The 23,432-nt window shown below is 75.0% G+C and carries 18 protein-coding genes; 12 read left to right on the top strand and 6 right to left on the bottom strand.

The features are described from left to right. The first annotated feature begins 3 nt into the window (after positions 1 to 3). Positions 4 to 783 carry an MGMT family protein gene (locus ABT295_RS07515; protein ID WP_352393767.1) on the top strand — a complete coding sequence of 260 codons (780 nt, stop codon included), beginning with the start codon at positions 4 to 6 and terminating at the stop codon, positions 781 to 783. Here ABT295_RS07515 and ABT295_RS07510 read toward each other — a convergent pair. Beyond that, positions 780 to 2,117 carry an FUSC family protein gene (locus tag ABT295_RS07510; RefSeq protein WP_352393766.1) on the bottom strand — a complete coding sequence of 446 codons (1,338 nt, stop codon included), beginning with the start codon at positions 2,115 to 2,117 and terminating at the stop codon, positions 780 to 782. The two genes, ABT295_RS07515 and ABT295_RS07510, sit on opposite strands and share 4 nt — an antisense overlap. A gap of 200 nt (positions 2,118 to 2,317) precedes the next feature. On the opposite strand from ABT295_RS07510, the gene ABT295_RS07505 reads away from it, so the two are divergent. Beyond that, on the top strand, positions 2,318 to 2,815 hold the full coding sequence (locus ABT295_RS07505) for a Fur family transcriptional regulator (protein WP_352393765.1): 498 nt from the start codon (positions 2,318 to 2,320) through the stop codon (positions 2,813 to 2,815). 19 nt (positions 2,816 to 2,834) lie between these two features. After that, complete coding sequence (katG, locus tag ABT295_RS07500; protein ID WP_352393764.1) at positions 2,835 to 5,111, top strand: catalase/peroxidase HPI; 2,277 nt, start codon at positions 2,835 to 2,837, stop codon at positions 5,109 to 5,111. 98 nt (positions 5,112 to 5,209) lie between these two features. On the opposite strand, the gene ABT295_RS07495 is transcribed toward katG, so the two are convergent. Next, complete coding sequence (locus ABT295_RS07495) at positions 5,210 to 5,761, bottom strand: DUF1062 domain-containing protein (protein ID WP_352393763.1); 552 nt, start codon at positions 5,759 to 5,761, stop codon at positions 5,210 to 5,212. Between the two features lie 264 nt (positions 5,762 to 6,025). Here ABT295_RS07495 and ABT295_RS07490 point away from each other — a divergent pair, with 264 nt between their 5' ends. After that, on the top strand, positions 6,026 to 9,247 hold the full coding sequence (locus ABT295_RS07490; RefSeq protein WP_352393762.1) for an ATP-dependent helicase: 3,222 nt from the start codon (positions 6,026 to 6,028) through the stop codon (positions 9,245 to 9,247). Further along, positions 9,244 to 12,813, top strand: a complete 3,570-nt coding sequence (locus tag ABT295_RS07485; RefSeq protein WP_352393761.1) for an ATP-dependent helicase — start codon at positions 9,244 to 9,246, stop codon at positions 12,811 to 12,813. Before ABT295_RS07490 ends, ABT295_RS07485 begins: the two co-directional genes overlap by 4 nt. A gap of 45 nt (positions 12,814 to 12,858) precedes the next feature. Here the strand turns inward: ABT295_RS07485 and ABT295_RS07480 are convergent, their stop codons facing one another. After that, positions 12,859 to 14,424, bottom strand: coding sequence for a phosphotransferase (locus ABT295_RS07480; protein ID WP_352393760.1), 1,566 nt, complete (start codon positions 14,422 to 14,424; stop codon positions 12,859 to 12,861). Positions 14,425 to 14,509: 85 nt separating this feature from the next. On the opposite strand from ABT295_RS07480, the gene nudC reads away from it, so the two are divergent. After that, positions 14,510 to 15,619 carry an NAD(+) diphosphatase gene (nudC, locus tag ABT295_RS07475; RefSeq protein WP_352393759.1) on the top strand — a complete coding sequence of 370 codons (1,110 nt, stop codon included), beginning with the start codon at positions 14,510 to 14,512 and terminating at the stop codon, positions 15,617 to 15,619. Positions 15,620 to 15,681: 62 nt separating this feature from the next. Here nudC and ABT295_RS07470 read toward each other — a convergent pair whose 3' ends face one another. Continuing rightward, the gene (locus ABT295_RS07470; RefSeq protein WP_345507477.1) at positions 15,682 to 15,951 is read right to left on the bottom strand and encodes a mycoredoxin; all 270 of its coding nucleotides are present in this window, start codon (positions 15,949 to 15,951) and stop codon (positions 15,682 to 15,684) included. Positions 15,952 to 16,043: 92 nt separating this feature from the next. Between ABT295_RS07470 and ppk2 the strand changes: the two genes are divergently transcribed. The 6 genes from ppk2 (at position 16,044) to ABT295_RS07440 (ending at position 20,584) form a co-directional block, all read left to right on the top strand. Then, complete coding sequence (gene ppk2, locus ABT295_RS07465) at positions 16,044 to 16,883, top strand: polyphosphate kinase 2 (RefSeq protein WP_502991077.1); 840 nt, start codon at positions 16,044 to 16,046, stop codon at positions 16,881 to 16,883. Further along, positions 16,880 to 19,021, top strand: coding sequence for an ATP-dependent DNA helicase UvrD2 (locus ABT295_RS07460; RefSeq protein ID WP_352394698.1), 2,142 nt, complete (start codon positions 16,880 to 16,882; stop codon positions 19,019 to 19,021). The genes ppk2 and ABT295_RS07460 overlap by 4 nt, the downstream gene beginning before the upstream one ends. A 143-nt stretch (positions 19,022 to 19,164) precedes the next feature. Next, a complete protein-coding gene (locus ABT295_RS07455) occupies positions 19,165 to 19,425 on the top strand; it encodes a hypothetical protein (protein ID WP_352393758.1) in 261 nt (86 codons plus the stop codon). A 294-nt stretch (positions 19,426 to 19,719) separates the two neighbouring features. Next, on the top strand, positions 19,720 to 20,007 hold the full coding sequence (locus tag ABT295_RS07450; protein WP_345507480.1) for a WhiB family transcriptional regulator: 288 nt from the start codon (positions 19,720 to 19,722) through the stop codon (positions 20,005 to 20,007). A gap of 74 nt (positions 20,008 to 20,081) precedes the next feature. Continuing rightward, the gene (locus ABT295_RS07445; RefSeq protein WP_345507481.1) at positions 20,082 to 20,216 is read left to right on the top strand and encodes a hypothetical protein; all 135 of its coding nucleotides are present in this window, start codon (positions 20,082 to 20,084) and stop codon (positions 20,214 to 20,216) included. A 134-nt stretch (positions 20,217 to 20,350) separates the two neighbouring features. After that, positions 20,351 to 20,584 carry a hypothetical protein gene (locus ABT295_RS07440; protein ID WP_352393757.1) on the top strand — a complete coding sequence of 78 codons (234 nt, stop codon included), beginning with the start codon at positions 20,351 to 20,353 and terminating at the stop codon, positions 20,582 to 20,584. 12 nt (positions 20,585 to 20,596) lie between these two features. Here the strand turns inward: ABT295_RS07440 and ABT295_RS07435 are convergent, their stop codons facing one another. Both ABT295_RS07435 and ABT295_RS07430 read right to left on the bottom strand, forming a co-directional pair. Further along, positions 20,597 to 21,928, bottom strand: a complete 1,332-nt coding sequence (locus tag ABT295_RS07435; protein WP_352393756.1) for an ABC1 kinase family protein — start codon at positions 21,926 to 21,928, stop codon at positions 20,597 to 20,599. Between the two features lie 196 nt (positions 21,929 to 22,124). Next, positions 22,125 to 23,348, bottom strand: coding sequence for a hypothetical protein (locus tag ABT295_RS07430; RefSeq protein ID WP_352393755.1), 1,224 nt, complete (start codon positions 23,346 to 23,348; stop codon positions 22,125 to 22,127). Positions 23,349 to 23,432 lie beyond the last annotated feature (84 nt).

Genomic DNA, 23,432 nt, shown 5'->3' with positions numbered 1-23,432 from the left:
GCCGTGCCGCTGGAGGACCACGCCGGGCGGGTGCTCGACCTCGTCGCGACGATCCCCGAGGGGAGGGTGCTTGCCTACGGCGACATCGCCGGCCACCTGGGCGGCATGGGTCCGCGCACGGTCGGAACGGTGATGAGCCGCTACGGCTCCGAGGTGCCCTGGTGGCGCGTCATCCGGTCGGACGGACGCCCGCCGCAAGGCCTCGAGGACGAGGCGCTCGAGCACTGGCGGGCCGAGGGCACGCCCATGGTGCGCGGGCTCGTCGACGGCGGCCGTGCCGACATGTCCCGCGCGCGCTGGGACTTCGGCGGGAGCCCGGCGACGTCCGCACCAGGCGGGGTGACCGGCGGGGTGACCGGCGGGGGTGGTCCGGCACGGCGGGGTGGGCTCCACCACGTGGAGATCTGGGTCGACGACATCACGGCCGCCAAGCGCGAGTGGGGCTGGCTGCTCGCCCGGCTCGGCTACCACCTGGGCGACGACTGGGGGCACGGCCAGGCCTGGGAGCTCGGCTCGCTCTACGTGGTCGTCGAGGCCGGCCCGGACGTCGTCGCGGGCCGTCACGAGCGCACGCGCGCAGGGCTGAACCACCTTGCCTTCCATGGTGGTTCGCGGGCCGAGGTCGACGCGCTCGTCGACGCCTGCGGCGCCGGCGGGTGGACCCTGATGTTCCCCGACACGCACCCGTATGCCGGTGGTCCGAAGCACTACGCCGCCTACCTCGAGAGCGGGGAGGGGTTCGAGGTGGAGCTGGTCGCCGAGGAGCCGGCGGCCGCGCGCTAGGCACGACCCCGGGCCCGACGACCGGCCCGACGGTCCGAACGGCGGGCGCGCCCGCGCTCGACCCCTCGGGGGTACGGGCGGTCGGGGTGCAGGAGTACGTCGTCGACGATCCGCGGGAGCTGGGCGAGCCGGCGACGGCGCTGCTGCTCCTTCCACTGCTCGTGCACGCGGGCGCGGTCCTCGAGGTCGAGCCGTGCGAGCACCTGCTCGACGGCGGCGAGGATGGAGCCCCGCAGCAGCCACGACGACGCGTCCTCGCGGGTGCGCACGAGGATGAGCTCGGTGAGGATGGCCTGCGTCTCGCGCAGGATGTCGAGGCTCTGCGCGAGCGCCTGCTCGGTGTCCTCCTCGCGCCCGTCCGCCTCGGCGAGCACGAGCCCGGCGAACGCCCGCACGCAGTCGGCCGTGTCGGTCAGGACGACCCCGAACGCCTGGCGCAGCTCGTCGCCGTACGGGTCGTCGGGCGCGTCCCGGGGAGGCAGCTCGGCGAGGAGCACCGCGAAGAGCGCCCGGATGGCGAGCAGGCAGTGCTCGAAGGTGTCGAGGGCCGAGGAGAGCACCGGCCCGACGTCGGGCGTGCCCAGCGCGCGCGGGTTGAAGCGGCGACTGTCGTCGAGGCGCCCGATGGCCTCGGTGGCCCGGGCCACCTCGCGGTTCGCCGATCGCACGCGGTCGATCCACTCGCCCACCTCGCGTCGGCTCACCGGCCCCGACGCGAGCGCGCCGGCCGCCGCGCCGAGGGCGGAGGCGGCGGCCTCCGAGACGCGCAGCAACGCCTGGCGGGCCGCCGCGATCGGCATGGCGGGCGGGTAGAGCAGGTTGAAGGCGACCCCGACGGCGGCGCCGACGAGCGTGTTGACGATGCGCGTCTCGGACGCGATGTCGTGGTTGCTGACGCCGAGGATGAGCATCGCGCTGATCGGCGTCTCGAGCGCTTGGTCGCCGAGCCGGAGCACCTTCGCGAGGAGCAGCGAGGCGGCGATGGCGGCGGCCAGGCTCCACCACGTGAGGCCGCTCCAGGTGGAGAGCAGGGTGGCCACGAGGATGCCGCACAGGACGGCACCCACGCGCACCGTGCCCATCTTGATCGTCGAGTAGGCCGAGGCCTGGACGACGAGCAGCGCCGTCAGCGGGCCGGTGAGGTCGCGGGTGCCGCCCGTGACCGCCTGGGAGAGCAGGTAGGCCACGACGGCCGCGGCCGTGAGGCGCAGCACGGTGGCCAGGGTGGGCCGCAGACGGGCCGGGACCTCGCCCCACCGGGAGGGCCGGCTCGGCCAGGCCCACGTCGCCAGCTGGTCCCACGTCGGGACGCCGGTGCGCTTCGCTCGTGCCATCGCTGCCCCCGGAGTGCTGCGCTCGAGGCGGTCCGTCGGGCGGCCGGCCCGACCCCGACGCGGCCACCCCCGTCCCAGGCCGTCTCCTCGCATCGTACGAGGCGAGACCCCGCTCCGGCAGGTGGACCCGTCGGCCCACGGTCCCGGCGAGTCCACCCACAAGACTTGATTTGTTCCAGAAAGATCGGAAGACTCGCGGCATGAGCGGTACGGACCTGGAGACGGCGCTGCGCGGCTCCGGCCTGCGGGTGACGCGCCAGCGCGTGGCCGTGCTCTCCGTGCTCCACGACCACCCGCACACCGACACCGACACGGTGATCCGCCGGGTGCGGGCGGTGGCGGGCGACGTGTCGCACCAGGCCGTCTACGACGTGCTGCGGGCCCTCACCGACGCCGGGCTGGTGCGCCGCATCCAGCCGACCGGCTCCGTCGCCCGCTACGAGGTGCGCGTCGGCGACAACCACCACCACGTCGTGTGCCGTTCCTGCGGCGCCATCGCCGACGTCGACTGCGCGGTCGGCGACGCCCCCTGCCTCACGGCATCCGACAACGGTGGCTTCGTGATCGACGAGGCCGAGGTGACCTACTGGGGCACCTGCCCGGCCTGCCGGAGCGCCCTCGACCGCCTCGACGAACCTCCGGCCGCACCGGCCCCGACACCCCACCGAACCGACCGACCCGTACCTGACCCCGAGTGACACCCGGAAGGACCCATCCATGACCGACAGCCCGAACGACGTCGCACCCGAGAGCCCGCAGGGGGTGGACCGCAAGGCCGAGGGCGGCTGCCCGGTCATGCACGACTCCGCGACCGCGAGCGGCAGCGAGAGCGAGAACCCGGCGATCGACGCGCCCACCCCCAAGTCCGGCGGTCGCCCGCACGGCCTCAAGGACTGGTGGCCGGACTCGCTCGACCTCACGGTGCTGCGCGCCCACTCGCCGCGGAGCAACCCGCTCGGCGCCGACTTCGACTACGCCGCGGCGTTCTCCCAGCTCGACCTCGACGCCCTCAAGCAGGACGTCGTCGACGTGCTGCACGACTCCCAGGACTGGTGGCCCGCCGACTTCGGCCACTACGGCGGCCTCTTCATCCGCCTGAGCTGGCACGCGGCCGGCACGTACCGCATCTACGACGGCCGTGGCGGCGCGGGCGACGGCGCCCAGCGCTTCGCCCCCCTCAACAGCTGGCCCGACAACGCCAACCTCGACAAGGCCCGCCGCCTGCTGTGGCCGGTCAAGCAGAAGTACGGCCAGAAGATCTCGTGGGCCGACCTGCTCGTCCTCGCCGGCAACGTCGCGCTCGAGGACATGGGCTTCGAGACGTTCGGCTTCGGCTTCGGCCGCCGTGACGTGTGGGAGCCGGAGGAGATCTTCTGGGGGCCGGAGGACACCTGGCTGGGCGACGAGCGGTATGCGGGCGAGCGTGAGCTCGACGAGGTGCTCGGTGCCGTCCAGATGGGGCTCATCTACGTCAACCCCGAGGGCCCCAACGGCAACCCCGACCCCGTCGCCTCGGCGCGCGACATCCGCGACACGTTCGCCCGCATGGCGATGAACGACGAGGAGACCGTCGCCCTCATCGCCGGCGGCCACACCTTCGGCAAGACCCACGGCGCCGGCGACCCCGACCTCGTCGGTCGCGAGCCCGAGGCCGCCCCGCTCGAGCAGCAGGGCCTCGGTTGGAAGAGCGAGTTCGGTTCCGGCAAGGGCGCGGACGCCATCACCTCCGGCCTCGAGGTGACGTGGACCCGCACCCCGGTCCGCTGGAGCAACGACTACTTCGAGTTCCTCTTCGCGCACGAGTGGGAGCTGGAGAAGAGCCCGGCCGGCGCCCACCAGTGGGTGGCCAAGGACGCCGAGGCCGTCATCCCCGGCCCGACGCCGGAATCGCCGAAGCGCCGGCCGACGATGCTGACGAGCGACCTCGCGCTCCGGTTCGACCCGGAGTACGAGAAGATCTCGCGCCGCTTCCTCGAGCACCCCGACGAGTTCGCGCTGGCCTTCGCCAAGGCCTGGTACAAGCTGCTCCACCGCGACATGGGCCCGGTCTCGCGCTACCTCGGCCCGTGGGTGCCGGAGCCGCAGCTGTGGCAGGACCCGGTGCCGCCCGTGGAGGGTCAGCTCGTCTCCGACGCCGACGTCGCGACGCTCAAGGAGAAGGTGCTCGCCTCCGGCCTGTCGGTGAGCCAGCTCGTCTCCACGGCGTGGGCCTCGGCCGCGACGTTCCGCTCCACCGACAAGCGCGGTGGAGCCAACGGCGCCCGCATCCGCCTCGAGCCGCAGCGCGGCTGGACGGTCAACCAGCCCGAGCAGCTGGCATCCGTGCTGGAGACGCTCGAGGGCGTCCAGCGTGACTTCAACGCCGCCGGTGGCGCCCAGGTGTCCCTCGCGGACCTCATCGTGCTCGCCGGCTCGGCCGCCGTCGAGAAGGCCGCGGGCGACGCCGGCGTGCCCGTCACGGTGCCGTTCCACGCCGGGCGCACCGACGCCACCCAGGAGCAGACCGACGTCGAGTCCTTCGCCGTGCTCGAGCCGCGCGCCGACGGCTTCCGCAACTACCTGCGGGAGGGCGTCAAGCTGCAGCCGGAGACGCTCCTCGTCGACCGGGCATACATGCTCGGCCTCTCGGCCCCCGAGATGACGGTGCTCGTGGGCGGCCTGCGTGCCCTCGGCACCAACGTCGGCGGCACGGCGCACGGCGTGCTCACCGACCGTCCCGGCGTGCTGACCAACGACTTCTTCACCAACCTGCTGTCCGCGGGCACGCAGTGGAAGGCGTCGGCCACCGAGGAGAACGTCTACGACATCCGCGACGTGAAGTCGGGCGAGCTGCGGTGGACCGCGACACCAGTCGACCTCGTCTTCGGCTCGAACTCTCAGCTGCGTGCGCTCTCCGAGGTGTACGCGAGCTCCGACGCGACGGAGAAGTTCGTCCACGACTTCGTCGCCGCGTGGACGAAGGTCATGGAGGCCGACCGCTTCGACCTGTCGTGAGCTGAGCACGCCGATCGGGCCCGGGACGAGCAGGTATGCCGTCCCGGGCCCGACGCGCGCCCGCGGGCTCCCGGCGGGGCTGGGCCCGAGGCCCGTGCTCACCGCCTCCACGTGAAGGCGAAGTCGCTCGCGCGCCGGGCGCGCAGCGGGACCGACGGCACGAGGTCGCCCGCGTCGAGCAGGCGCACCACCTCGGCCCGGGGGAGCGTGAGGCCCTCGGCGACGAGCCGCACCGGCCGCACGGGGATGCGTGCGGTGAAGCGCACCCGCACGTCGACGCAGGCGGCGGGATCGCGGTGCTGCGGCGGGCCGGTGTCGAGCCGCCAGGCACCGTCCCAGTCGAGAGCGATGCGGTTGCGCCGCCGGACGGTCCCGTCCTGCAGCACCTCCGCCGCGAGACGGGGGTCGTTGTCGTGCAGGCGGTCGAGCAGCTCGTGCCCGACGGAGCGGACGTGGGTCCGCTCGAAGACCGTCAGCCTGGTCGTGTCGCCGCACCTCTCGCAGAGCGCGAGGAGCCAGGCGTCGAGGAGCTTGTGGTTGGCGTTGACGCGGAACTTGCCGGTCGTGCGGAAGCGATCCCCGGTGCACGCGTGGCACCGGCGGACGACCCTGGGCAGGCAGGTGGGCACGACGGCCCAGTGAGTGGGCACGGAGAGGCACCGGTTTCCTGTGAGGAGTTCGAAGGCAGAAGGAGCACGGCGCGCGGGCGCCGTGCGACGGTTCAGCGGTCGAGGGGTCTCACAGGTGGTGCATCGGCAGGTCCTCGGGACGCAGCGGCTGGGGGCAGCAGCACCGTAGCCACGCCGGACTCCGGCGCCCCACCCCTTTTCCGTCGCGGCCGGGGAGCAGGCGCGGGTGTCGGCGGGTGTCGGCGGGTGTCGGCGGGTGTCGGCAGGGCGTGATGGAATCCGGGGGTGGTCATCCTGCGTCGCGCCCCTGCCCTCGCCCCGGCGACGGTGCGGCTCGACGAGCGCCAGCAGGCCGCCCTCGACTCCCGGGCGCGCGTGCTGCGCGTGCTCGGTGGCCCGGGCACGGGCACCTCGACCCTGGCCGTCGAGCTCGTCGTCGACGCGGTGCGGCGCCAGGGGCTGCGCGCCGACGCGTGCCTCGTGCTCACGTCCAGCCGCAGCGCGGCCGCCCGCCTGCGCCAGGAGGTCACCGCCCGCCTCGGCGGCACCTCGACGGAGTCGCTCGCCCGGACGTGGCAGGCGTTCGGCTTCGGGGTGCTCCGGGCCGAGGCCGCGCTCCGGGGTGACCCGCCACCACGGCTGCTCAACGGCCCCGAGCAGGACGTCATCCTGCGCGACCTGCTCGCCGGGCACGCCGCCGGCGACGTGCCCGGGCCGGCGTGGCCGGTGGGGCTGCACGAGGCGCTGACGACGCGCGGCTTCCGCAACGAGCTGCGCGACCTGCTGATGCGGGCGGTCGAGCTGGGGCAGGGCCCCGACGAGCTCGACCGGCTGGCCGTGGAGCACTCCCGGCCGGAGTGGGCCGCGGCCGCCCACGTGCTGCGCGAGTACGACCAGGTCACCGCGTTCAGCCGTCACGGGTCCTACGACCCGGCCTGGGTGCTGACCGCCGTCGCCGAGCTGCTCGACGACGACCCCACGGCGCTCGACCGGCTCCACGACCGCATCCGCCTCGTCGTCGTGGACGACGCCCAGGAGCTGACCTCCGCCGCCGCACGCCTGCTGCGCGTCGTCGCGCGGCCCGGCGGTCCGCGCATCGTGCTGCTCGGTGACCCCGACGCCGCCGTGCAGACCTTCCGCGGCGCCGACCCCCGCTTCCTCGCCGACGGCTGGACGGAGCTGGCGACGGCGGGCCGCGACCCCCGGCTCGCCGGTGGCCTCTTCGACCTGCTCGACGACAGCGACGCCAGCGAGACTGTCGTGCTCGACCGCGGGCACCGCTTCGGGGCGGCGCTCGCCGGCGTCGCCGACCGGGTCTCGCGGCGCATCGGTGCCTTGGGCGGCGGCGAGCAGCGCCGGTTCGTCCCGGCGGCGACGCGGGGCTCGGTCGAGGTCGCGCTGCTGCGGTCGGCCACGCAGGAGACGGCGCACGTGGCGGCCGTGCTGCGTCGCGCGCACCTCGTCGAGGGCCTGCCGTGGACCGACATGGCCGTCGTGGTGCGCGGCTCGGCCCGCGCCGACACGATGCGGCGCCTGCTCGGCCAGGCCGGCGTGCCGGTGGAGGCGGGCTCGGCGGAGGCGCCCGTGCGCGACGAGAGCGCGGTGCGACCGCTCCTCGTGCTGCTCGAGGAGGCCATCGCCGTCGCGCGCGCCGAGCACCGCGGCGAGGTCCACGTGCTCGATCCCGTGCGCGCGACCGACCTCGTCCTGTCACCCGTCGGCGGCTCCGACACCGTGGCGCTGCGCCGGCTCCGGCGGTCGCTGCGACAGGACGAGCTCGCCTCGGGCGGTGGGCGATCCAGCGACGAGCTGCTGGCGGAGCTCCTGCAGCACCCCGCACGCGCCGCGCTGCTCGGCACCACGGCCCGTCCGGCCGCCCGGGTCGCCGCAGCGCTCGCGGCCGGCGTGGCCGCGGCCCGCGTCGCCGACGACGGGAGGTGGGCGCGCGGCGTCACGGCCGAGTCCGTGCTGTGGGCGATCTGGGAGGGCGCCGGCGTGGCCGAGGGGTGGCGTCGTCAGGCGCTCGCGGGCGGCACCTCGGGCGAGCGGGCCGACCGCGACCTCGACGCCGTCCTCGCGCTGTTCGACGCCGCGGGCGCCTTCGTCGACCGGCTGCCGACGGCGGGCCCCGACAAGTTCCTCGAGCACATCCAGGGGCAGGACGTGCCGGGTGACACCCTGCTCGTCGGTGGCCAGTCCGGTGGGCGGGTCGCCCTGCTCACGCCCCAGACCGCGGCCGGCCGGCAGTGGCGGCTCGTCGTCGTCGCCGGTGTGCAGGAGGGCGTGTGGCCCGACCTGCGGCTGCGCGGCTCGGTGCTCGGCTCCGAGGACCTCGTCGACGTCGTGGCCCGGCGCCCCCTCGGCTTCCGCGCCGCGCAGGCCGCGGTGCGCTACGACGAGACCCGGCTCTTCCTCGTCGCCGTCACCCGGGCGACGGAGCGGCTCCTCGTCACCGCGGTCGGCAACGAGGACGAGCAGCCCTCGGTCTACCTCGACCTCGTCGACCCGCCCGCGACGACCCGTCTCGCCGACGAGGTGCGCCCCCACGCCGAGGTGGCGCGCACGATGACGCTGCCGGGACTCGTCGGCGAGCTGCGCCGCGAGGTCGTGAGCCCCGACCCCGGCGTGGCCGAGCCCGCCCTCAACCTGCTCGCCGCGGCCGCCCGCGCCGGCGTGCGCGGAGCCGATCCCGCGACGTGGTGGGCCCTGCGTCCGGTGACGAGCGACCGGCCGGTGCGCCGCCCCGACGAGCCCGTGCCCGTGTCGCCGTCGAAGGTCACCTACTTCTCGGAGTGCGGGCTGCGCTGGTTCCTCACCTCGGTCGGCGGCGAGGGCGTCTCGCTCGGCGCCGCGTCGGTCGGCACCTTCGTGCACGACATCGTGGCCGAGCTGCCCGACGCTCCGCTCGAGGTGCTCCGCCGGGAGGTCGACGAGCGCTGGGGCCGGCTCGGGCTGCGCCCCGGGTGGGTCACCGAGCGCACCCGCGGGGAGGCGCACGACATGGTGGCCCGCTTCGCGGCCTACCGCGACGGGAGCGCGGGGGAGTGGGAGCCCGTGGGCATCGAGACCCCCTTCCGCGTCGAGGTGGGGCGCGCCGTCGTGGCAGGGCGCGTCGACCGCATCGAGCGCGACGCCGAGGGCGGGCTGCGCATCGTCGACCTCAAGACCGGCAAGAGCAAGCCGACGCGGGCCGAGCTCGCGGAGCACGGCCAGCTCGGCGCCTACCAGGTCGCGGTCGAGGAGGGTGGCTTCGCCGGCCTCGGCGATCGCAGCGCGGGTGCCGCGCTCGTCTTCATCGGCAAGGGCGGCCTCTCCGGGCTCAAGCCGGGCGTCCTGCCGCAGCCGCCGCTCGCCCGCAGCGACGACCCCGGCTGGGCCCGCGCCCTGGTCGAGCAGACGGCCGAGGGAATGGGCGGCGCGCAGTTCCGGGCCTCGCAGGGCAAGGCGTGCGAGACGTGCCCGGTGCGCTCGTCGTGCCCCGTCCAGCCCGAGGGGGACGCGCTGTGAGCACCGGGACCGTCGGCGTCGCGCGGGCCGCCGCCGGGGAGTCGCCGGCGGCGCCGGGGTCGCCCCCGAAGCACAGCGCCCTCGACATCGCGGTGGCGCTCGAGATGCCGCCGCCCACCGACGAGCAGGCCGCCGTCATCGAGGCCGGCGCCCGTCCGCTCCTCGTCGTCGCGGGGGCGGGCTCGGGCAAGACCGAGACGATGGCCGCCCGCGTCGTCTGGCTCGTCGCGAACGGCCTCGTCGACCCCGACCAGGTGCTCGGCCTCACCTTCACGCGCAAGGCCGCGGCCGAGCTGTCCCAGCGCATCGCCAAGCGCCTGCGGGGGCTCGAGCGCGCCGGCATCTGGACGCCGCCCGCGGACGACGGCACGGGCGCCGAGGTGCTGGGCGGGACGCCGACCGTCTCGACCTACCACGCGTATGCCGGCCGCCTCGTGCGCGAGCACGCCCTGCGCGTCGGCATCGAGCCGGAGTTCCGGGTCCTCACGGAGGCCGGGGCGTGGCAGCTGGCGGCCGAGGCCGTCTCGCGTTGGGACGGCCCGATGGACGACGTCGTCAAGAGCGAGGCGACGGTCATCCAGGCCGTCATGGCGCTCGCCGGTGAGATGGCCGAGCACGTGCGCACGCCCGGAGAGGTGGCTGCGCACCTGGACGCCGTGCTCGACCGTCTAGAGACCCTGCCCGACGGCGAGGGGCGCGGCTCGCTCACCGCCGCGCGCGAGGCCGTGGCCGTGCTGCGCGAGCGTCGCACCGTGCTGCCCATCGTCGAGGCCTTCCTCGCCCTCAAGCGGGAGCGTGAGTCGCTCGACTTCGCCGACCAGATGGCGATCGCGGCGCGCCTCACCCGTGCGGTGCCGGCGGTGGGGGACATCGAGCGCGAGCGGTTCCGCGCCGTGCTGCTCGACGAGTTCCAGGACACCTCGGAGGCCCAGCTCGAGCTGCTGCGCTCGCTCTTCCACCACCCGGGGGTCGCGTTGACGGCGGTCGGCGACCCCAACCAGTCCATCTACGGCTGGCGCGGGGCGAGCGCGACCACACTGCTGCGCTTCCCGACCGAGTTCGCGGGCGACGAGGGCCCGGCGGACGTGCTGCCGCTGTCGACGAGCTGGCGCAACGACCGGCTCGTCCTCGAGGCCGCGAACGTCGTCGCCGCGCCGCTCGCCACCGAGCACGTCGTGCCGCTCCGGTCCCGGCCCGGTGCGGGCGAGGGGACGATCGAGACGGCGCGGCTCGACACCGCCGAGGCGGAGGCCGACCACCTCGCCGCATGGGTGGCCGGGCACTGGTTCAGCCCGAGCGGCCGCCGCACGGGCCGCAGCGCGGCGGTGCTGTGCCGGCGTCGCTCGAGCTTCCCGCTCGTGCTCGAGGCGCTGCGCCGGCAGGGGCTGCCGGTCGAGGTCGTCGGGCTGGGCGGCCTGCTCGTCACGCCGGAGGTGAGCGACCTCGTCGCGGCGCTCTGGGTGGTCCAGGACCCGACGCGCGGCGACCAGCTGATGCGCCTGCTCACCGGGCCGGTCGTGCGCCTCGGCGCGGCCGACCTCGCCGGCCTCTGGGCCTGGGCGCGCGAGCTGCACACGCGCGTCACCCGTGCGGCCGCGGCCGGGGTGGCGGGGGCGGCGGGGGCGAGCTCGGCCGGCGACGGTGGCCCGGCGCCCGCGGACGTGGGCACGCCCCCGACGGGCACGGCCAGCGCGGGGTCGAGCGCCACCGGCGACGGTGACCGCGACCGCGACCGCGACGGTGACGGCGATCGCGACGGTGCTGCGGCGGGTGACTCGGAGTTGGTGACGGCCGACGCGTCGTCCGACCGGCGCGGCTGCGACCTCGCGGCCGACAGCGCAGACACGGCGACCCTCGTCGAGGCCCTCGACGACCTCCCGCGGCCGGGCTGGGTGGGCCGTGACGGCGCGAGCATCGGCGACGAGGCGCTGGCCCGCCTGCACGGCCTGGGTGAGGTCGTGCGGCGACTGCGCCGGCTGACGGCGCTGCCCCTCGTCGACCTCGTGGCCGAGGCCGAGGTCGCCATCGGCCTCGACGTCGAGGTGCTCTCGCGCGCCGAGCACACGGCCTCGACCGCGCGCGTGCACCTCGATGCCTTCGCGGACGTCGCCGCGCGGTACGCGACGAGCGCCGACCGCCCCACCCTCTCGGGCTTCCTCAGCTGGCTCGACGCCGCGCGCGACCAGGAGCGCGGGCTCGACGCAGGCCACGTCGAGTCGGATGCCGACGCGGTCCAGGTGCTCACCGTCCACGCCGCCAAGGGCCTCGAGTGGGACGTCGTGGCGGTGCCGACCCTCGTCGAGGGTGTCTTCCCGGCCCACGGCGCGACCGCCGTGGCGCCCGTCGCCGACAGCGACCCACCCGCCTACGCCTGCGCCGGTGAGGTCAAGGACAAGGGCTGGCTCGTCGGGCTCGACTCGCTGCCCTACGACCTGCGCGGCGACCGGGCGGGGCTGCCGCACCTCGACTGGCGCGGCGTGGCGGACCGCAAGGCCCTGAGCGTCGCCATCGAGGCGTTCGTGCGCGACGGCGGCCGGCACGCCGTGGCCGAGGAGCGCCGGCTCGCCTACGTGGCGCTGACCCGGGCGCGCACCGCCATGCTGCTGACGACCCACCTGTGGGGCGCGTCCAAGAAGACGCTCTCCGTGCCGTCACGCTTCCTCAGCGAGGTGGAGGCCGCGCTGCCCCACACGGTGCGGCGCACGGTGTGGGCGCCCGACCCCGAGCCGGTGGTCGACGCCAAGGGCAAGGCGTCGGCGCCCTCCAACCCCCACCTCGCCGTGCCCGTCTCGCAGCTCTGGCCCCACGACCCGATGGGCGAACGGCGCGCGGGTCTGCTCGAGGCGCACCGTCGCGTCGCTGCGCTCGTCGAGGCGGGCCCGACGGTGCCGCAAGGGGACCCACGAGTCGACGACCTGCGGCTGCTGCTGGCGGAACAGGCCGCGCGTCGGTCGCGCGGCGAGCCGGTGGTCGACGTGCCACGGCACCTCTCCGCGTCCGCGGTGGTGTCGCTCGCCCGCGACGCCGAGGCGTTCGCGATGTCGTTGCGACGCCCGATGCCCAGCGCTCCCGCGGTCGCGGCGCGGCAGGGCACCGCGTTCCACGCGTGGGTCGAGGAGCACTACGCCCGCGCGGCGATCGTCGACCTCTTCGACCTGCCGGGCAGCGCCGACGAGGGTGCCGCCGACGACGCCGACCTCGACGCCATGAAGCAGCGCTTCCTCGACAGCGAGTGGGCCGACCGCAGGCCCGACGAGGTGGAGCTGTCGATCGAGACCGTTCTCGACGGGATCGCCGTCCGGGGCCGCGTCGACGCGGTCTTCCCGCGCGACGACGGCGGGTGGACCGTCGTCGACTGGAAGACCGGCGCCCGTCCCAGCGGCCGGGACGCCCGGGTCCGCGCGCTGCAGCTCGGGGCGTATGCCGTGGCGTTCGCCCGGCTGCGCGGGGTGGATGCCGCGCTCGTCGACGCCGCCTTCTACTACGCGGCGGAGGGCGTCACCGTGCGCCCCGACCTGCCGGGCGAGGCAGCGCTCGTCGAGCTGCTCCGGACCCTTCCCGACTGACCCGCCCCGTCGAGAGGGCACCGCCGTTCGGTGGGGTGGGCGGGTTCAGCGGTCCTTCGGGTGCTCGGCCGGGGTGACGGGCACGAAGTCCGAGGCGCCCTCGTGCAGGTCGAGCACGCCGTCGGCCTCCTCGGGCAGCGCCTCGACCTCGTCGATCTCGAAGGCGGAGTCGTCGGCGTCCGCGGCCACCACCGGGACCGGCTGCGACTCCTCCGCGGTGGGCTCCTCGTCCGCGGTGGGCTCTTCGTCTGCGGTGTGCTCCTCGCGCTCCTCGGGCTCCGCGGCGGGAGCGGCCGGGTCCGCGGGAGCCGCGTGGGCCTCGTGAGCCTCGTGAGCCTCGTGGGTCTCGTGGGTCTGCGGGGTCGAGGTCGGGCCGTCCGAGTGGCCGACCGGGCGGGCGTCGTCCGACCCCGTCGCGGTGGTGGGCGTCGACGGGTCGCCGTCCGCCAGCTCGTCGACCATCGAGACCGCCTGGGTCTCGCCGAGCATCGGGAAGGGCACGTGCGGCGCGGTGGCGTCCCAGGGCAGCTCCGGCTCACGGCGCTCGTCGTCGGCACCCGGGCCGGCTCCCGTGGCTGCCGCAGCGGCCTGGGCGCCGGCAGCGGGGGTGGACGCCGCTGCGGCTGCCTGCTCCTGCGCGAGCCGGGTGCGCTCGCTGCGACGGGCGTCCTCGGCCGCGCGGCGGCGGTCGTCGTCATCCACCCGCGCGTCGAGGGCGCGCAGCTGCTCGGCCGTGCGCTCCACGACCTCGATCTGGCCCGCGGCGAGCGCCCGGAGCAGGACGCGCAACGGCGTCATCTCCGCGGCAAGGCGGGCCCGGCGCACGAGGGAGGCGTCGGGGCGCTCGACGCGCGAGCGCGCGTAGGCCTCGAGCACGGCGTCGAGCGCGGCGGGCGCGGCGACCTCGGCGAGCTCGGCGAAGTCGTCGGCCGGGTCGCCGACGCGGCTCTCCTCCCAGCCGAGCACGCCGCGCACGCGACCGGTGGAGGCGTCCTCGTCGTCGTCGAACGAGGCGAGCACGTTCTCGCCCGTGAAGGTGCCGTGCACCGCGGTCGGCGCGAAGCGCCACATCGAGACGTCCTCCAGGGCGTGCTCCCACCGCGTCAGCAGCCCGGTGGGCACGTGCCCCGTGGCCGCGGCGCGGTCGAGCTCGGAGAGCTGCCGGCGCCGGTGCGACTCCGCGTCGTAGGTGGGGCGCCCGGCCTCCTCGAAGACGAGGTGCTCGACGTTGTGGATGTGCGCCAGGGCGCGGCCGACGTCGTCGGCGAGGGCCCCGGGCGTGAGACCCGCGAAGTCGAGCGGACGGCCCGGCAGCCGGAGATAGACGGCGGCCCGGCCCTCCGGCACCGGGGCGTGCCCCCGGACCATCGGCATCGCGACGTCGAGACGGCGCCCGAGGAGGGCCCCGAGCGCGACGCTGTCGTCGAGCATCGCCCCGGCCGCGGGCGTGCGCGGGGCCTTGACGACCCACCGGCGGTGCTGGCTGTCCTGGACGTAGGCGATCTCGAAGAGGTCGCCGGGCCGGGTCACCACGCCCTCGACGTTCACCGGGTCGAGCCCGGGCACGGCCGAGCTCGCCAGCGCGGCGAGGACAAGCGGGCTGCGGGTCACCCCTCCACCGTATGCGGCACGGCGTGCCGAGCGTGGGAGGCGACGCCCGTGCCGGTCCCGTTCGTCGCCGTCCTAGTCTGATCGGGTGGCCCTGACCGACGAGACGTCCGAGACGACCGGCACGACGAGCCCGACCGACCCGACCCGCCACGGACCTGCCGGCGGCACGGGACCGGTCGACGCGGCATCCGGGACGGGCGCCGCGCCGGACCCGATCTCCGCCGCGCCCCTCGCGCACCTGGCCCTCGCCCGGCCGTCGCTCGACCGCGTGGCCCACGAGCGCCGTCGGCCCGACGTGCTCGCCGCCCTGCTGGCCGATCCCGCCACCCGGGTGGCCGAGGTGCGGGGCGACCGCCTCGAGGTCACGTCCGAGGGGGCCGCCGGGGACGGCAGGCTGACCCTCGTGCTGCGGGCCCCCGAGGCGGCCGACGCGGCCCGGCTGGCCCTGCACCTCGGCCGCGGACCCGACGGCACGGCATACGTCGGCGTCGTCGGTGACGGACCGGACGACGAACCGGACGGCGAGGCCGCGGCGGACGGGGGAGCCGGCGCGCGCCGCTGGCTCGCGCTGCGGCAGGCGGGGGAGGGCCTGGGCCCGCTCGACGCGGGGATCTTCACGACGGTGCTCGCCCTCGCCAACTGGCACGCGACCCACGCGCACTGCCCCCGCTGCGGGTCGGTGACGACGGCCACGCAGGCAGGCTGGGTGCGCCGCTGCGAGCGCGACGGCACCGAGCACTACCCGCGCACCGACCCCGCGGTCATCATGTCGGTCGTCGACCCGGACGACCGCCTGCTCATCGGGCGCGGTGCGCACTGGCCGGAGGGCCGCTTCTCGGTGCTCGCCGGCTTCGTCGAGCCCGGGGAGTCGTTCGAGGCGGCGGTCGCCCGCGAGGTGGCGGAGGAGGTCGGCGTCGCCGTGCACGACGTGCGCTACCTCGGCAACCAGCCGTGGCCGTTCCCGTCGTCCGCGATGATCGGCTTCGCCGCCCGGACGACCGAGACCGAGCTGACGCTCGACCCCCTCGAGATGGCCGAGGCGCGCTGGGTGACCCGGGCGCAGTACCGCGCCGCGCTGCGCGACGGTTCGGTGCGCACGCCGAGCGGCATCTCCATCGCCAAGCGCATCATCGAGCACTGGCTCGGCGAGACGGTCGAGTCAGCGGCAGCGGGGCCGGGCGACCGCCGCCCCTGATCCCGCGCCGGCCGCCGAACGGGTCGTCGGCCGGGTCGTCGGCCGGGTCGTCGGCCCGGTCGTCAGCCGGCGAGGCGGGCGCGCACCTCGGCGAGCGAGGGGTTCGTCGCCGCGCTGCCGTCGGGGAAGACGACGGTGGGCACGGTGCGGTTGCCCCCGTTGACCTGCTCGACGAAGTCGACGTGCTCGGGGCTGCCCTCGATGTCGATCTCGGTGAACGGCACGCCCTCGCGCGTCAGCTGGCCCTTGAGCCGTGCGCAGTAGCCGCACCACGACGTCGTGAACATCGTGACCGAGCCCTCCGCGGGCGTGACGTCGGGCGTGGCGGGCATGGTGCTCCTCGTGGTCCGGTCGTCCGGCCGTGCGGGGCCGGACGGTGGGGACGCCCCCTCCGGGCGTCTCCCCTCGGTGCAAGGATGACTCCATGGCGACGCGCGGTGCAAAACGATCCCCCAAGATGGACCTCGCCGTCTACGAGGCGGAGGTCCGACGGCTCCAGGCCGACCTCGTCGCGTTCCAGGAGTGGGTCCGCACGACGGGCCAGCGCGTCGTCGTCGTCTTCGAGGGGCGTGACGCGGCCGGCAAGGGCTCGGCGATCAAGCGGATCACCGAGTACCTCAGCCCCCGCGTGGCCCGCATCGCGGCCCTGCCGGCGCCGACCGACCGCGAGCGCTCGCAGTGGTACTTCCAGCGCTACGTGGCCCACCTGCCGGCCGCGGGCGAGATCGTGCTGTTCGACCGGTCCTGGTACAACCGCGCCGGGGTCGAGCGGGTCATGGGCTTCTGCACCGACGAGCAGCACGCGCGCTTCCTCGAGCAGGCGCCGGTCTTCGAGCGGATGCTCGTCGACGACGGCATCATCCTGCGCAAGTACTGGTTCAGCGTCTCCGACGTCGAGCAGGAGCGCCGGTTCCGCTCGCGCGCGAAGGACCCGATGCGGCAGTGGAAGCTCTCGCCGATGGACCTCGAGTCCATCACCCGCTGGGAGGACTACTCCGAGGCCAAGGACGTCATGATGGCCGCGACGAGCACCGACTGGGCGCCGTGGCACGTCGTGGAGTCCGAGGACAAGCGCCGGTCGCGGGTCAACGTCATGCACCACCTGCTCGCGTCCATCCCGCACGAACAGGTCCGCCCCGACGTCCCGCCCGTGCCCGCGCGGCCCGCGCCCCGTGGCTACGAGCGCCCGCCGCAGGCCGACCAGAACTACGTGCCCGACCACGCCGCGAGCGTGCTCGCCGCCGCGAAGGGTGATCGCTCCTGAGCGCCGCACCGACCGCCGACCAGATCCTCGAGGGCCTCGACCCTGAGCAGCGCGAGGTCGCGATGGCGCCGCCCGGCCCGCTGTGCATCCTCGCCGGGGCCGGCACCGGCAAGACGCGCGCCATCACGCACCGCATCGCGTATGCCGTCCACTCCGGGGCGCAGCAGCCGCAGCGCGTGCTCGCGCTGACCTTCACCGCCCGGGCGGCCGGCGAGATGCGCTCGCGCCTGCGCGGGCTCGGCGTGCAAGGGGTGCAGGCGCGCACCTTCCACGCCGCGGCCCTGCGCCAGCTGCACTTCTTCTGGCCGCAGGCCATCGGCGGCGCCGCTCCCGAGGTGATGAGCCACAAGGCGCCGGCCGTCGCCGAGGCGGCGAGCCGGCTGCGCCTGCAGTTCGACCGCACCACCATCCGCGACCTCGCCGCCGAGGTCGAGTGGGCCAAGGTCAACCTGCTGACGCCGCAGTCGTACGCCGCCCGCGCCCGCGAGCAGCGCCGCGAGCCCCCCGGCCTCGACCTCACCGCCATGGCACGCCTCTTCGAGGCGTACGAGGACGTCAAGCAGCGCCGCGGGGTCATCGACTTCGAGGACGTGCTCCTGCTGACGGTCGGCATCCTCGACGAGCGCGAGGACATCGCGCGGACGGTGCGGGGGCAGTACCGCCAGTTCGTCGTCGACGAGTACCAAGACGTCAACGACCTGCAGCAGCGCCTCCTCGACCAGTGGCTCGGGGAGCGTGACGACCTGTGCGTCGTGGGCGACCCGGCCCAGACGATCTACTCGTTCACCGGCGCGAGCCCCCGGCACCTCGTGGGCTTCCCCCAGCGCTTCGCCAAGGCGCACGTCGTGCGACTCGTGCGCAACTACCGCTCGACGCCCCAGATCGTGGCCCTCGCGAACACCATCGTGGCCTCGGGCACGCAGGCGGCCCGCGACGGCGCCGTGCGCCTGCTCGCGCAGGGTGAGGCGGGGCCCGAGCCGGAGCTGACCGGACACCCCGACGACCCGGCGGAGGCCGCGGCCGTCGCCGAGCGCATCCGGTCGCTCGTGGCCGCGGGCCACCCCGCCGGGGACATCGCGGTGCTCTTCCGCACGAACGCCCAGTCCGAGGCCTACGAGTCGGCCCTCGCCGACGCCGGCGTGCCCTACCTCGTGCGGGGCGGCGACCGCTTCTTCGCCCGCAAGGAGGTGCGTGACGCCATCCTGCTGCTGCGCGGCGCCGCCCGCAGCGACGACGGCGAGAAGCCGCTGGGCGAGCTGGCCCGTGACGTCATCACCGGAGCCGGCTGGTCGCACGAGCCGCCCGCCGGGGCCGGGGCCACCCGGGAACGGTGGGAGTCGCTGCTCGCGCTCGCGACCCTCGCCGACGACCTCGCGGTGGCGGTGCCCGACGCCCGGCTGCCCGAGCTCGTCGCGGAGCTCGACCGCCGCGCGGCGGAGCAGCACGCCCCCACCGTCCAGGGCGTCACGCTGGCGAGCCTGCACGCCGCCAAGGGCCTCGAGTGGGACACCGTCTTCCTCGTCGGGGCCTCCGACGGGCTGATCCCGATCTCGATGGCCGAGGGCCCCGACGCCGTGGAGGAGGAGCGGCGCCTCCTCTACGTCGGCCTGACGCGGGCCCGGCGCCAGCTGTTCATCTCGTGGTCCGGGGCCCGCACGCCCGGGGCGCGGTCGACCCGCCGGGTCTCCCGCTTCCTCGCACCCGCGGCCGGCATCCTCGGGCAGGGCGCCCGCACCGAGTCGCGGTCGGCCGGGTCGCGACGCGCCGCCCCGAAGGTGGCCCGCATCGCGCACTGCCGCAGCTGCGGGGCCGAGCTGGTGACGGCGGCGCAGCGCAAGACGGGCCGGTGCGACACCTGTCCGCCGACGTACGACGAGGCGACGTACGAGCGGTTGCGCACGTGGCGTCTCGCGGTCGCGCGCGAGGCGAGCGTGCCGGCCTTCGTCGTCTTCACCGACGCGACGCTGACCGCGATCGCGGAGAACGACCCCGCCGACGAGGGGGCGCTGTCGGTGATCAGCGGTGTGGGAGCACGCAAGATCGAGCAGTACGGCGCCGCCATCCTCGCCATCCTCGGCGGCGCCGATCCGCAGGATCTGATCGAAAGCCGTTCTGCTGCAGAGGAATCCGGCGCGTGATGGTGGCTGCGGAAAAAAGTCTCGGAAATCTTCGGTAAATGAGTTGTTCGGCTCGGAGGCGCACGCGTACCCTTGTCGAAGTCAAGCCCAGTGACCTAGGTGGTCAGCTGGGGCCCGTGAGCAGAAGTGAGGAGGTCGGCCTGATGGACAACACCACGATGACGATGAACGCAGTCTCCTGCGTCCTTTCCGTGCGTCTGCGGCCGACCACCGGCGATGTCCGCCTCGCGGCCATGCACGCTCCGGAGCAGGGGATCGCTCTGTCCGCCGCCGTCCTCGGCGGCCGCCTCGGCGCCTTCATCGCCCCGACCACGGGAGACGTCTCGGTCGACGACCGCACGTTCGCCCCCTCGTACAAGACCACCGATGTCGTTCGCTCCCGTCCTGGGAGGCCCCCGGTCTGACCAGACCTGACGCCTCACAGGCCGCGAACCCGACATCACCGGGTCCGCGGCCTTTTTCGTGCCCCAGCACCGTCTGAGCACCGATCGCCGCTCCGCCCGCAGCACGCACCACACCGCAGAGGAAGCACCCGACCGGGTGCCTGACAGATCAGGGAACAGGGACACGACATGACTCCCCGGATGCCGAGCAGCAGGACCGAGACGCGCACCACCGGTGCCGGTCTGCGGACCAGGCCAGACACGAGTGAGCAGGGGCACCCCGCGACGGGCGCCCTGGAGACGGAGGTGAGAACGATGCAGCTGAGCGAGTTGATCGACATGAGGACCGAGGCGGAGCAGGTCGGCGAGACCATTCCGTGCCGCGACTACGACGCGGAGCTCTGGTTCGCCGAGCGCCCGGAGGACGTCGAGTTCGCCAAGACGCTCTGCGGGCTCTGCCCGGCACGCACCCAGTGCCTCGCCGGGGCCCTCGAGCGGCAGGAGCCGTGGGGCGTGTGGGGCGGGCAGCTGCTCGTCCAGGGCGCCATCGTGGCCCGGAAGCGCCCGCGTGGACGTCCGCGCAAGCACCCCGTCGCTGCCTGAGCGTGCGTGACAACGCATGACCCCCGTGCGGGCAGCCAACGACACCAACCTTTTTCACAGACCAGGAGATCGTCATGAACCAGCTCGAGATGCTGGCTCGCGAGCGCATCACCCAGCGCAGTCAGCGCGAGGACCGCAGCGGCATCCGCCGCAGCGCCCGCCTGATCGCGCAGGAGATCCGCGCCAGTCGACGCCACAGCCAGAAGTGAACGACAGCGCCGAGCGGCGCACCGCAGGACAACTGAATCGAGTGAGCGAGCCGCGGGTGACGCGCACGTCACCCGCGGTTTCGCATGTCCGGGACCGTCCGGGCGGATACTGCGAGTCAGCGGAAGGAGACGCGATGGACGACCCGAGCACCCCACCCACGGGCCGCACGCCCGACCCCGAGGCCGGCCCCGACGCCGAGCTCGTCTGCGCCACCTGCGGCGCCACACCCGCCCCGGGGCAGCAGGCGGCCGCGCGGCTGACGTGGAGCCGCGGCAGCGACGGGGGACGCTCCCGCTGGACCTGCGACCGCTGCAGTCGGGAGCACCTGCGCTCCATCGAGGGAAAGCTCGACCCGGCCTGGTGGTGAGCCCCGGTCGGCTCAGACCGCCGTGCCGACCGGCGGGAGGTCCGCCCCCGGGAGCAGCTCGTCGACGATCGCGCGGCCGTGCACGGTTCCACCGAGCTGGCTGAGCACGCCGATGCCGCCGCCCCACACGCGGTGGATGAGGAGGTACTCCGGCGGCAGGTTGAGCTTGTAGGCCACCGCGTAGTTCGGCTGCCGGGGGTCGTTGATGTGGGCGAAGACCCCGCGGAGCCAGTCGCGGCTGAAGGTGAAGGTGTCGTCACGGAACGGCGCCATGAAGGGCTCGAGGTAGTCGAGCAGCCGCTCCGGGTCGAGGTCGATGGTGTTCTTGACGAAGCCGATCTCGCGCAGTCCCTCGAGGACCTCCTCGGCGCTGCCCTCGAGGCCCGTCGTGAGCAGCGGCCCGATCTCCGGCGGCATGCCGTCGGGCAGGCGGTTGACGGCGCCGAAGTCGATGATCCCGAGCCGGCCGTCCGGGGTCATCCGGAAGTTGCCCGGGTGCGGGTCGGCGTGGAGCAGCCCGGCCCGGGCCGGGCCGGCGAGCAGGAAGCGCAGGTAGAGCTGCGAGGAGCGGTCACGCTGCTCCGGGGTGCCCTCGGCGATGATCCGCGACAGCGGCACGCCGTCCATCCACTCGGAGACGATGACGTGCTCACGGCCCTCGACGACCTCGGGGACGTGGAAGTCGGGGTCGCCCGCGAACGCGGCCGCGAAGGTGGCCTGGGAGTCGGCCTCGAGGCGGTAGTCGAGCTCCTCGGCCATGCGGTCGCGCAGCTCGTCGAGGATGGGCCCGAGCTCGATGCCCGGCACCCAGCCCGCGGCGACCTTCGCGACGCGGCTGATCTGGCGGATGTCGCTCATCAGGGCGGCCCCGGCCCCGGGGTACTGGATCTTGACCGCGACGTCGCGCCCGTCCTTCCAGACCGCCCGGTGCACCTGGCCGATCGAGGCCGAGGCCACCGGCTGGTCGTCGAAGGACTCGAACCTGCTGCGCCACCGCGTGCCGAGGGACGTGCGCAGGACGCCGTGCACCGAGCTCGTCGGCATCGGCGGTGCGCTGTCCTGCAGCTTGGTCAAGGTCGTGCGGTAGTGCACCGCGAGCTCCTCGGGCAGGGCCGCCTCGAAGATCGAGAGGGCCTGGCCGAACTTCATCGCGCCACCCTTGAGCTCGCCGAGCACCTGGAAGAGCTGCTGGGCCGTGCGCGCCTGCAGCTCGGCGGCGACGACCTCGGCGGGACGCCCGCCGAGCCGCTTGCCGAGGCCGAGGGCGGTGCGTCCGGCGAACCCGAGCGGCACCGCGGCGAGCCGCGCGGAGCGCACCACGGCCTTGCGGGGCAGGTCGGTCATCGGGGCACCTCCTCAGGTCGTCGGTGTGGCGGTCGGTGTGGCTGTCGGTGTGGCTGCGGTGTGGCTGTCGGCGATCCCGCCGGCCCGTGCGCCGTTCGTGGTGGCACGGCAGCAGCACGGGCAGGACGGGCAGGGCCCGGGCGGGCCCGCCTCGATCTGCTCACCCGACTCTATGCGCACGGCCCGGCCCACCACGTCACGGGCGCTCCCCGCGTGGCCCGGTTGTCGAGGGTTGGGCGACGAGGTGGCCCGTGCAGAGCGGGTGCACCGGCCACCGCCGGTGGTCGAGCCGGGGCCACGGCGGGCTCACCTCCACGGAGACGCCCGGCGGGGGCAGCCGCCCCTGGAGCGCGCCCGAGACGAGCAGCGTGACGCTGCCGACGACGAGCTGGGCCAGACCCGGTGCGAGCGCGTCGGGCGTGCCGTCCGCGTCGGCCCCGGCTGCCAGGTCTGTCCGGTCTGTCGGGTCCACCGCGTGTGCCGGGTAGGCGGCGTCCGGGCCGTTCCCGGTGTCGATGGGCTCGCCGGGCGCCGGGGCCGACGCGCGGCCCTGACCGCCCCACGGGTACGTCGCCGACGCGGCCGTCGCCACGAACTGGCTCATCACCGTCGGCCACGCCTCGTCGCGGTCGGCGCGGTGGTGCTCGAGGCACCAGAGGCACGGCGCCGAGGGGGAGCCGTCGACGACCGGCCCGATGACGGTGCGTGGAGCGGCCGGGGTGACCGGCAGGTGCACGATGCCGCGGCGCAGCCACGGGTCCGCGCGCCGTGGGTCGACCACCGGCGAGCCGACGAGCACCACGAGGTCGGGCCGCGGCCGGTCGGGGGAGGCGAGGGCCCGGTCGACCGCAGTGCGCCCGTGCACGACCCGGACACCGTTGCGGGCGAGGGCCGCGGCGATCTCGGACGCGACGGCCCCGCGGCCGTCGACGACGACGCGCGGCATCCCGCCCGTCCGGCCGGTCCCGTCAGGAACCTCCGGGCTCCCCGGGGGCGTCGCGAGGACGCCTGCTCCGAGGTCCGTCCCCGACGGCCGTGCCGGCGTCGCGCCCGGGCCCGACGCCGGGGGAGCTGCCGGACTCGCCGGGGGGCGCGTGGCCCGGCTCGCCGGGCGGGCCGGGGTGTCGGCGTCGCGCGCGTAGGGACCCGTGCTCTCGGTCAGCACGCCGAGGCCGGCCAGCAGCTCGAGCAGGGTGCGCCACCGCTCGTGGGGGATCCCGGCGTCGAGGGCGAGGTGGTCGACGACGTCGAGGGGCAGGGCGCCGTCGAGGCGGCGCAGGAGCAGGGCCTCGACCGTGTCGATGCCGGAGACGACGGGACCGTCGGCCAGCACGCCGAACTGCACCTCGCCCGGGCGTCGGGTGAGGGGCCGCAGCCAGACGGGGACCCTCGGGTGCGGCGGGATGGGGGCAGCGGACATGGGACCTCCAGACCCGGCGGCACCCGGCGGGCGCCGCCCTCGAGGTCAGGCTCGCACCGTGCGTGACGGCGCGAGCGCGTCGTC

This window comes from Terrabacter sp. NPDC000476 (assembly GCF_040300125.1).
Classification (GTDB): domain Bacteria; phylum Actinomycetota; class Actinomycetes; order Actinomycetales; family Dermatophilaceae; genus Terrabacter.
This window is presented reverse-complemented; position numbering and strand designations above follow the sequence as displayed.

Bases quoted from the DNA above. Each gene is read 5' to 3' on its own strand.
- katG (WP_352393764.1), top strand. From the start codon at position 2,835: ATGACCGACAGCCCGAACGACGTCGCACCCGAGAGCCCGCAGGGGGTG.
- ABT295_RS07445 (WP_345507481.1), top strand. From the start codon at position 20,082: ATGAACCAGCTCGAGATGCTGGCTCGCGAGCGCATCACCCAGCGCAGT.
- ABT295_RS07435 (WP_352393756.1), bottom strand. From the start codon at position 21,928: ATGACCGACCTGCCCCGCAAGGCCGTGGTGCGCTCCGCGCGGCTCGCC.
- ABT295_RS07430 (WP_352393755.1), bottom strand. From the start codon at position 23,348: ATGTCCGCTGCCCCCATCCCGCCGCACCCGAGGGTCCCCGTCTGGCTG.
- ABT295_RS07510 (WP_352393766.1), bottom strand. From the start codon at position 2,117: ATGGCACGAGCGAAGCGCACCGGCGTCCCGACGTGGGACCAGCTGGCG.
- ABT295_RS07470 (WP_345507477.1), bottom strand. From the start codon at position 15,951: ATGCCCGCCACGCCCGACGTCACGCCCGCGGAGGGCTCGGTCACGATG.
- ABT295_RS07455 (WP_352393758.1), top strand. From the start codon at position 19,165: ATGGACAACACCACGATGACGATGAACGCAGTCTCCTGCGTCCTTTCC.
- ppk2 (WP_502991077.1), top strand. From the start codon at position 16,044: ATGGCGACGCGCGGTGCAAAACGATCCCCCAAGATGGACCTCGCCGTC.
- ABT295_RS07505 (WP_352393765.1), top strand. From the start codon at position 2,318: ATGAGCGGTACGGACCTGGAGACGGCGCTGCGCGGCTCCGGCCTGCGG.
- ABT295_RS07450 (WP_345507480.1), top strand. From the start codon at position 19,720: ATGCAGCTGAGCGAGTTGATCGACATGAGGACCGAGGCGGAGCAGGTC.
- ABT295_RS07440 (WP_352393757.1), top strand. From the start codon at position 20,351: ATGGACGACCCGAGCACCCCACCCACGGGCCGCACGCCCGACCCCGAG.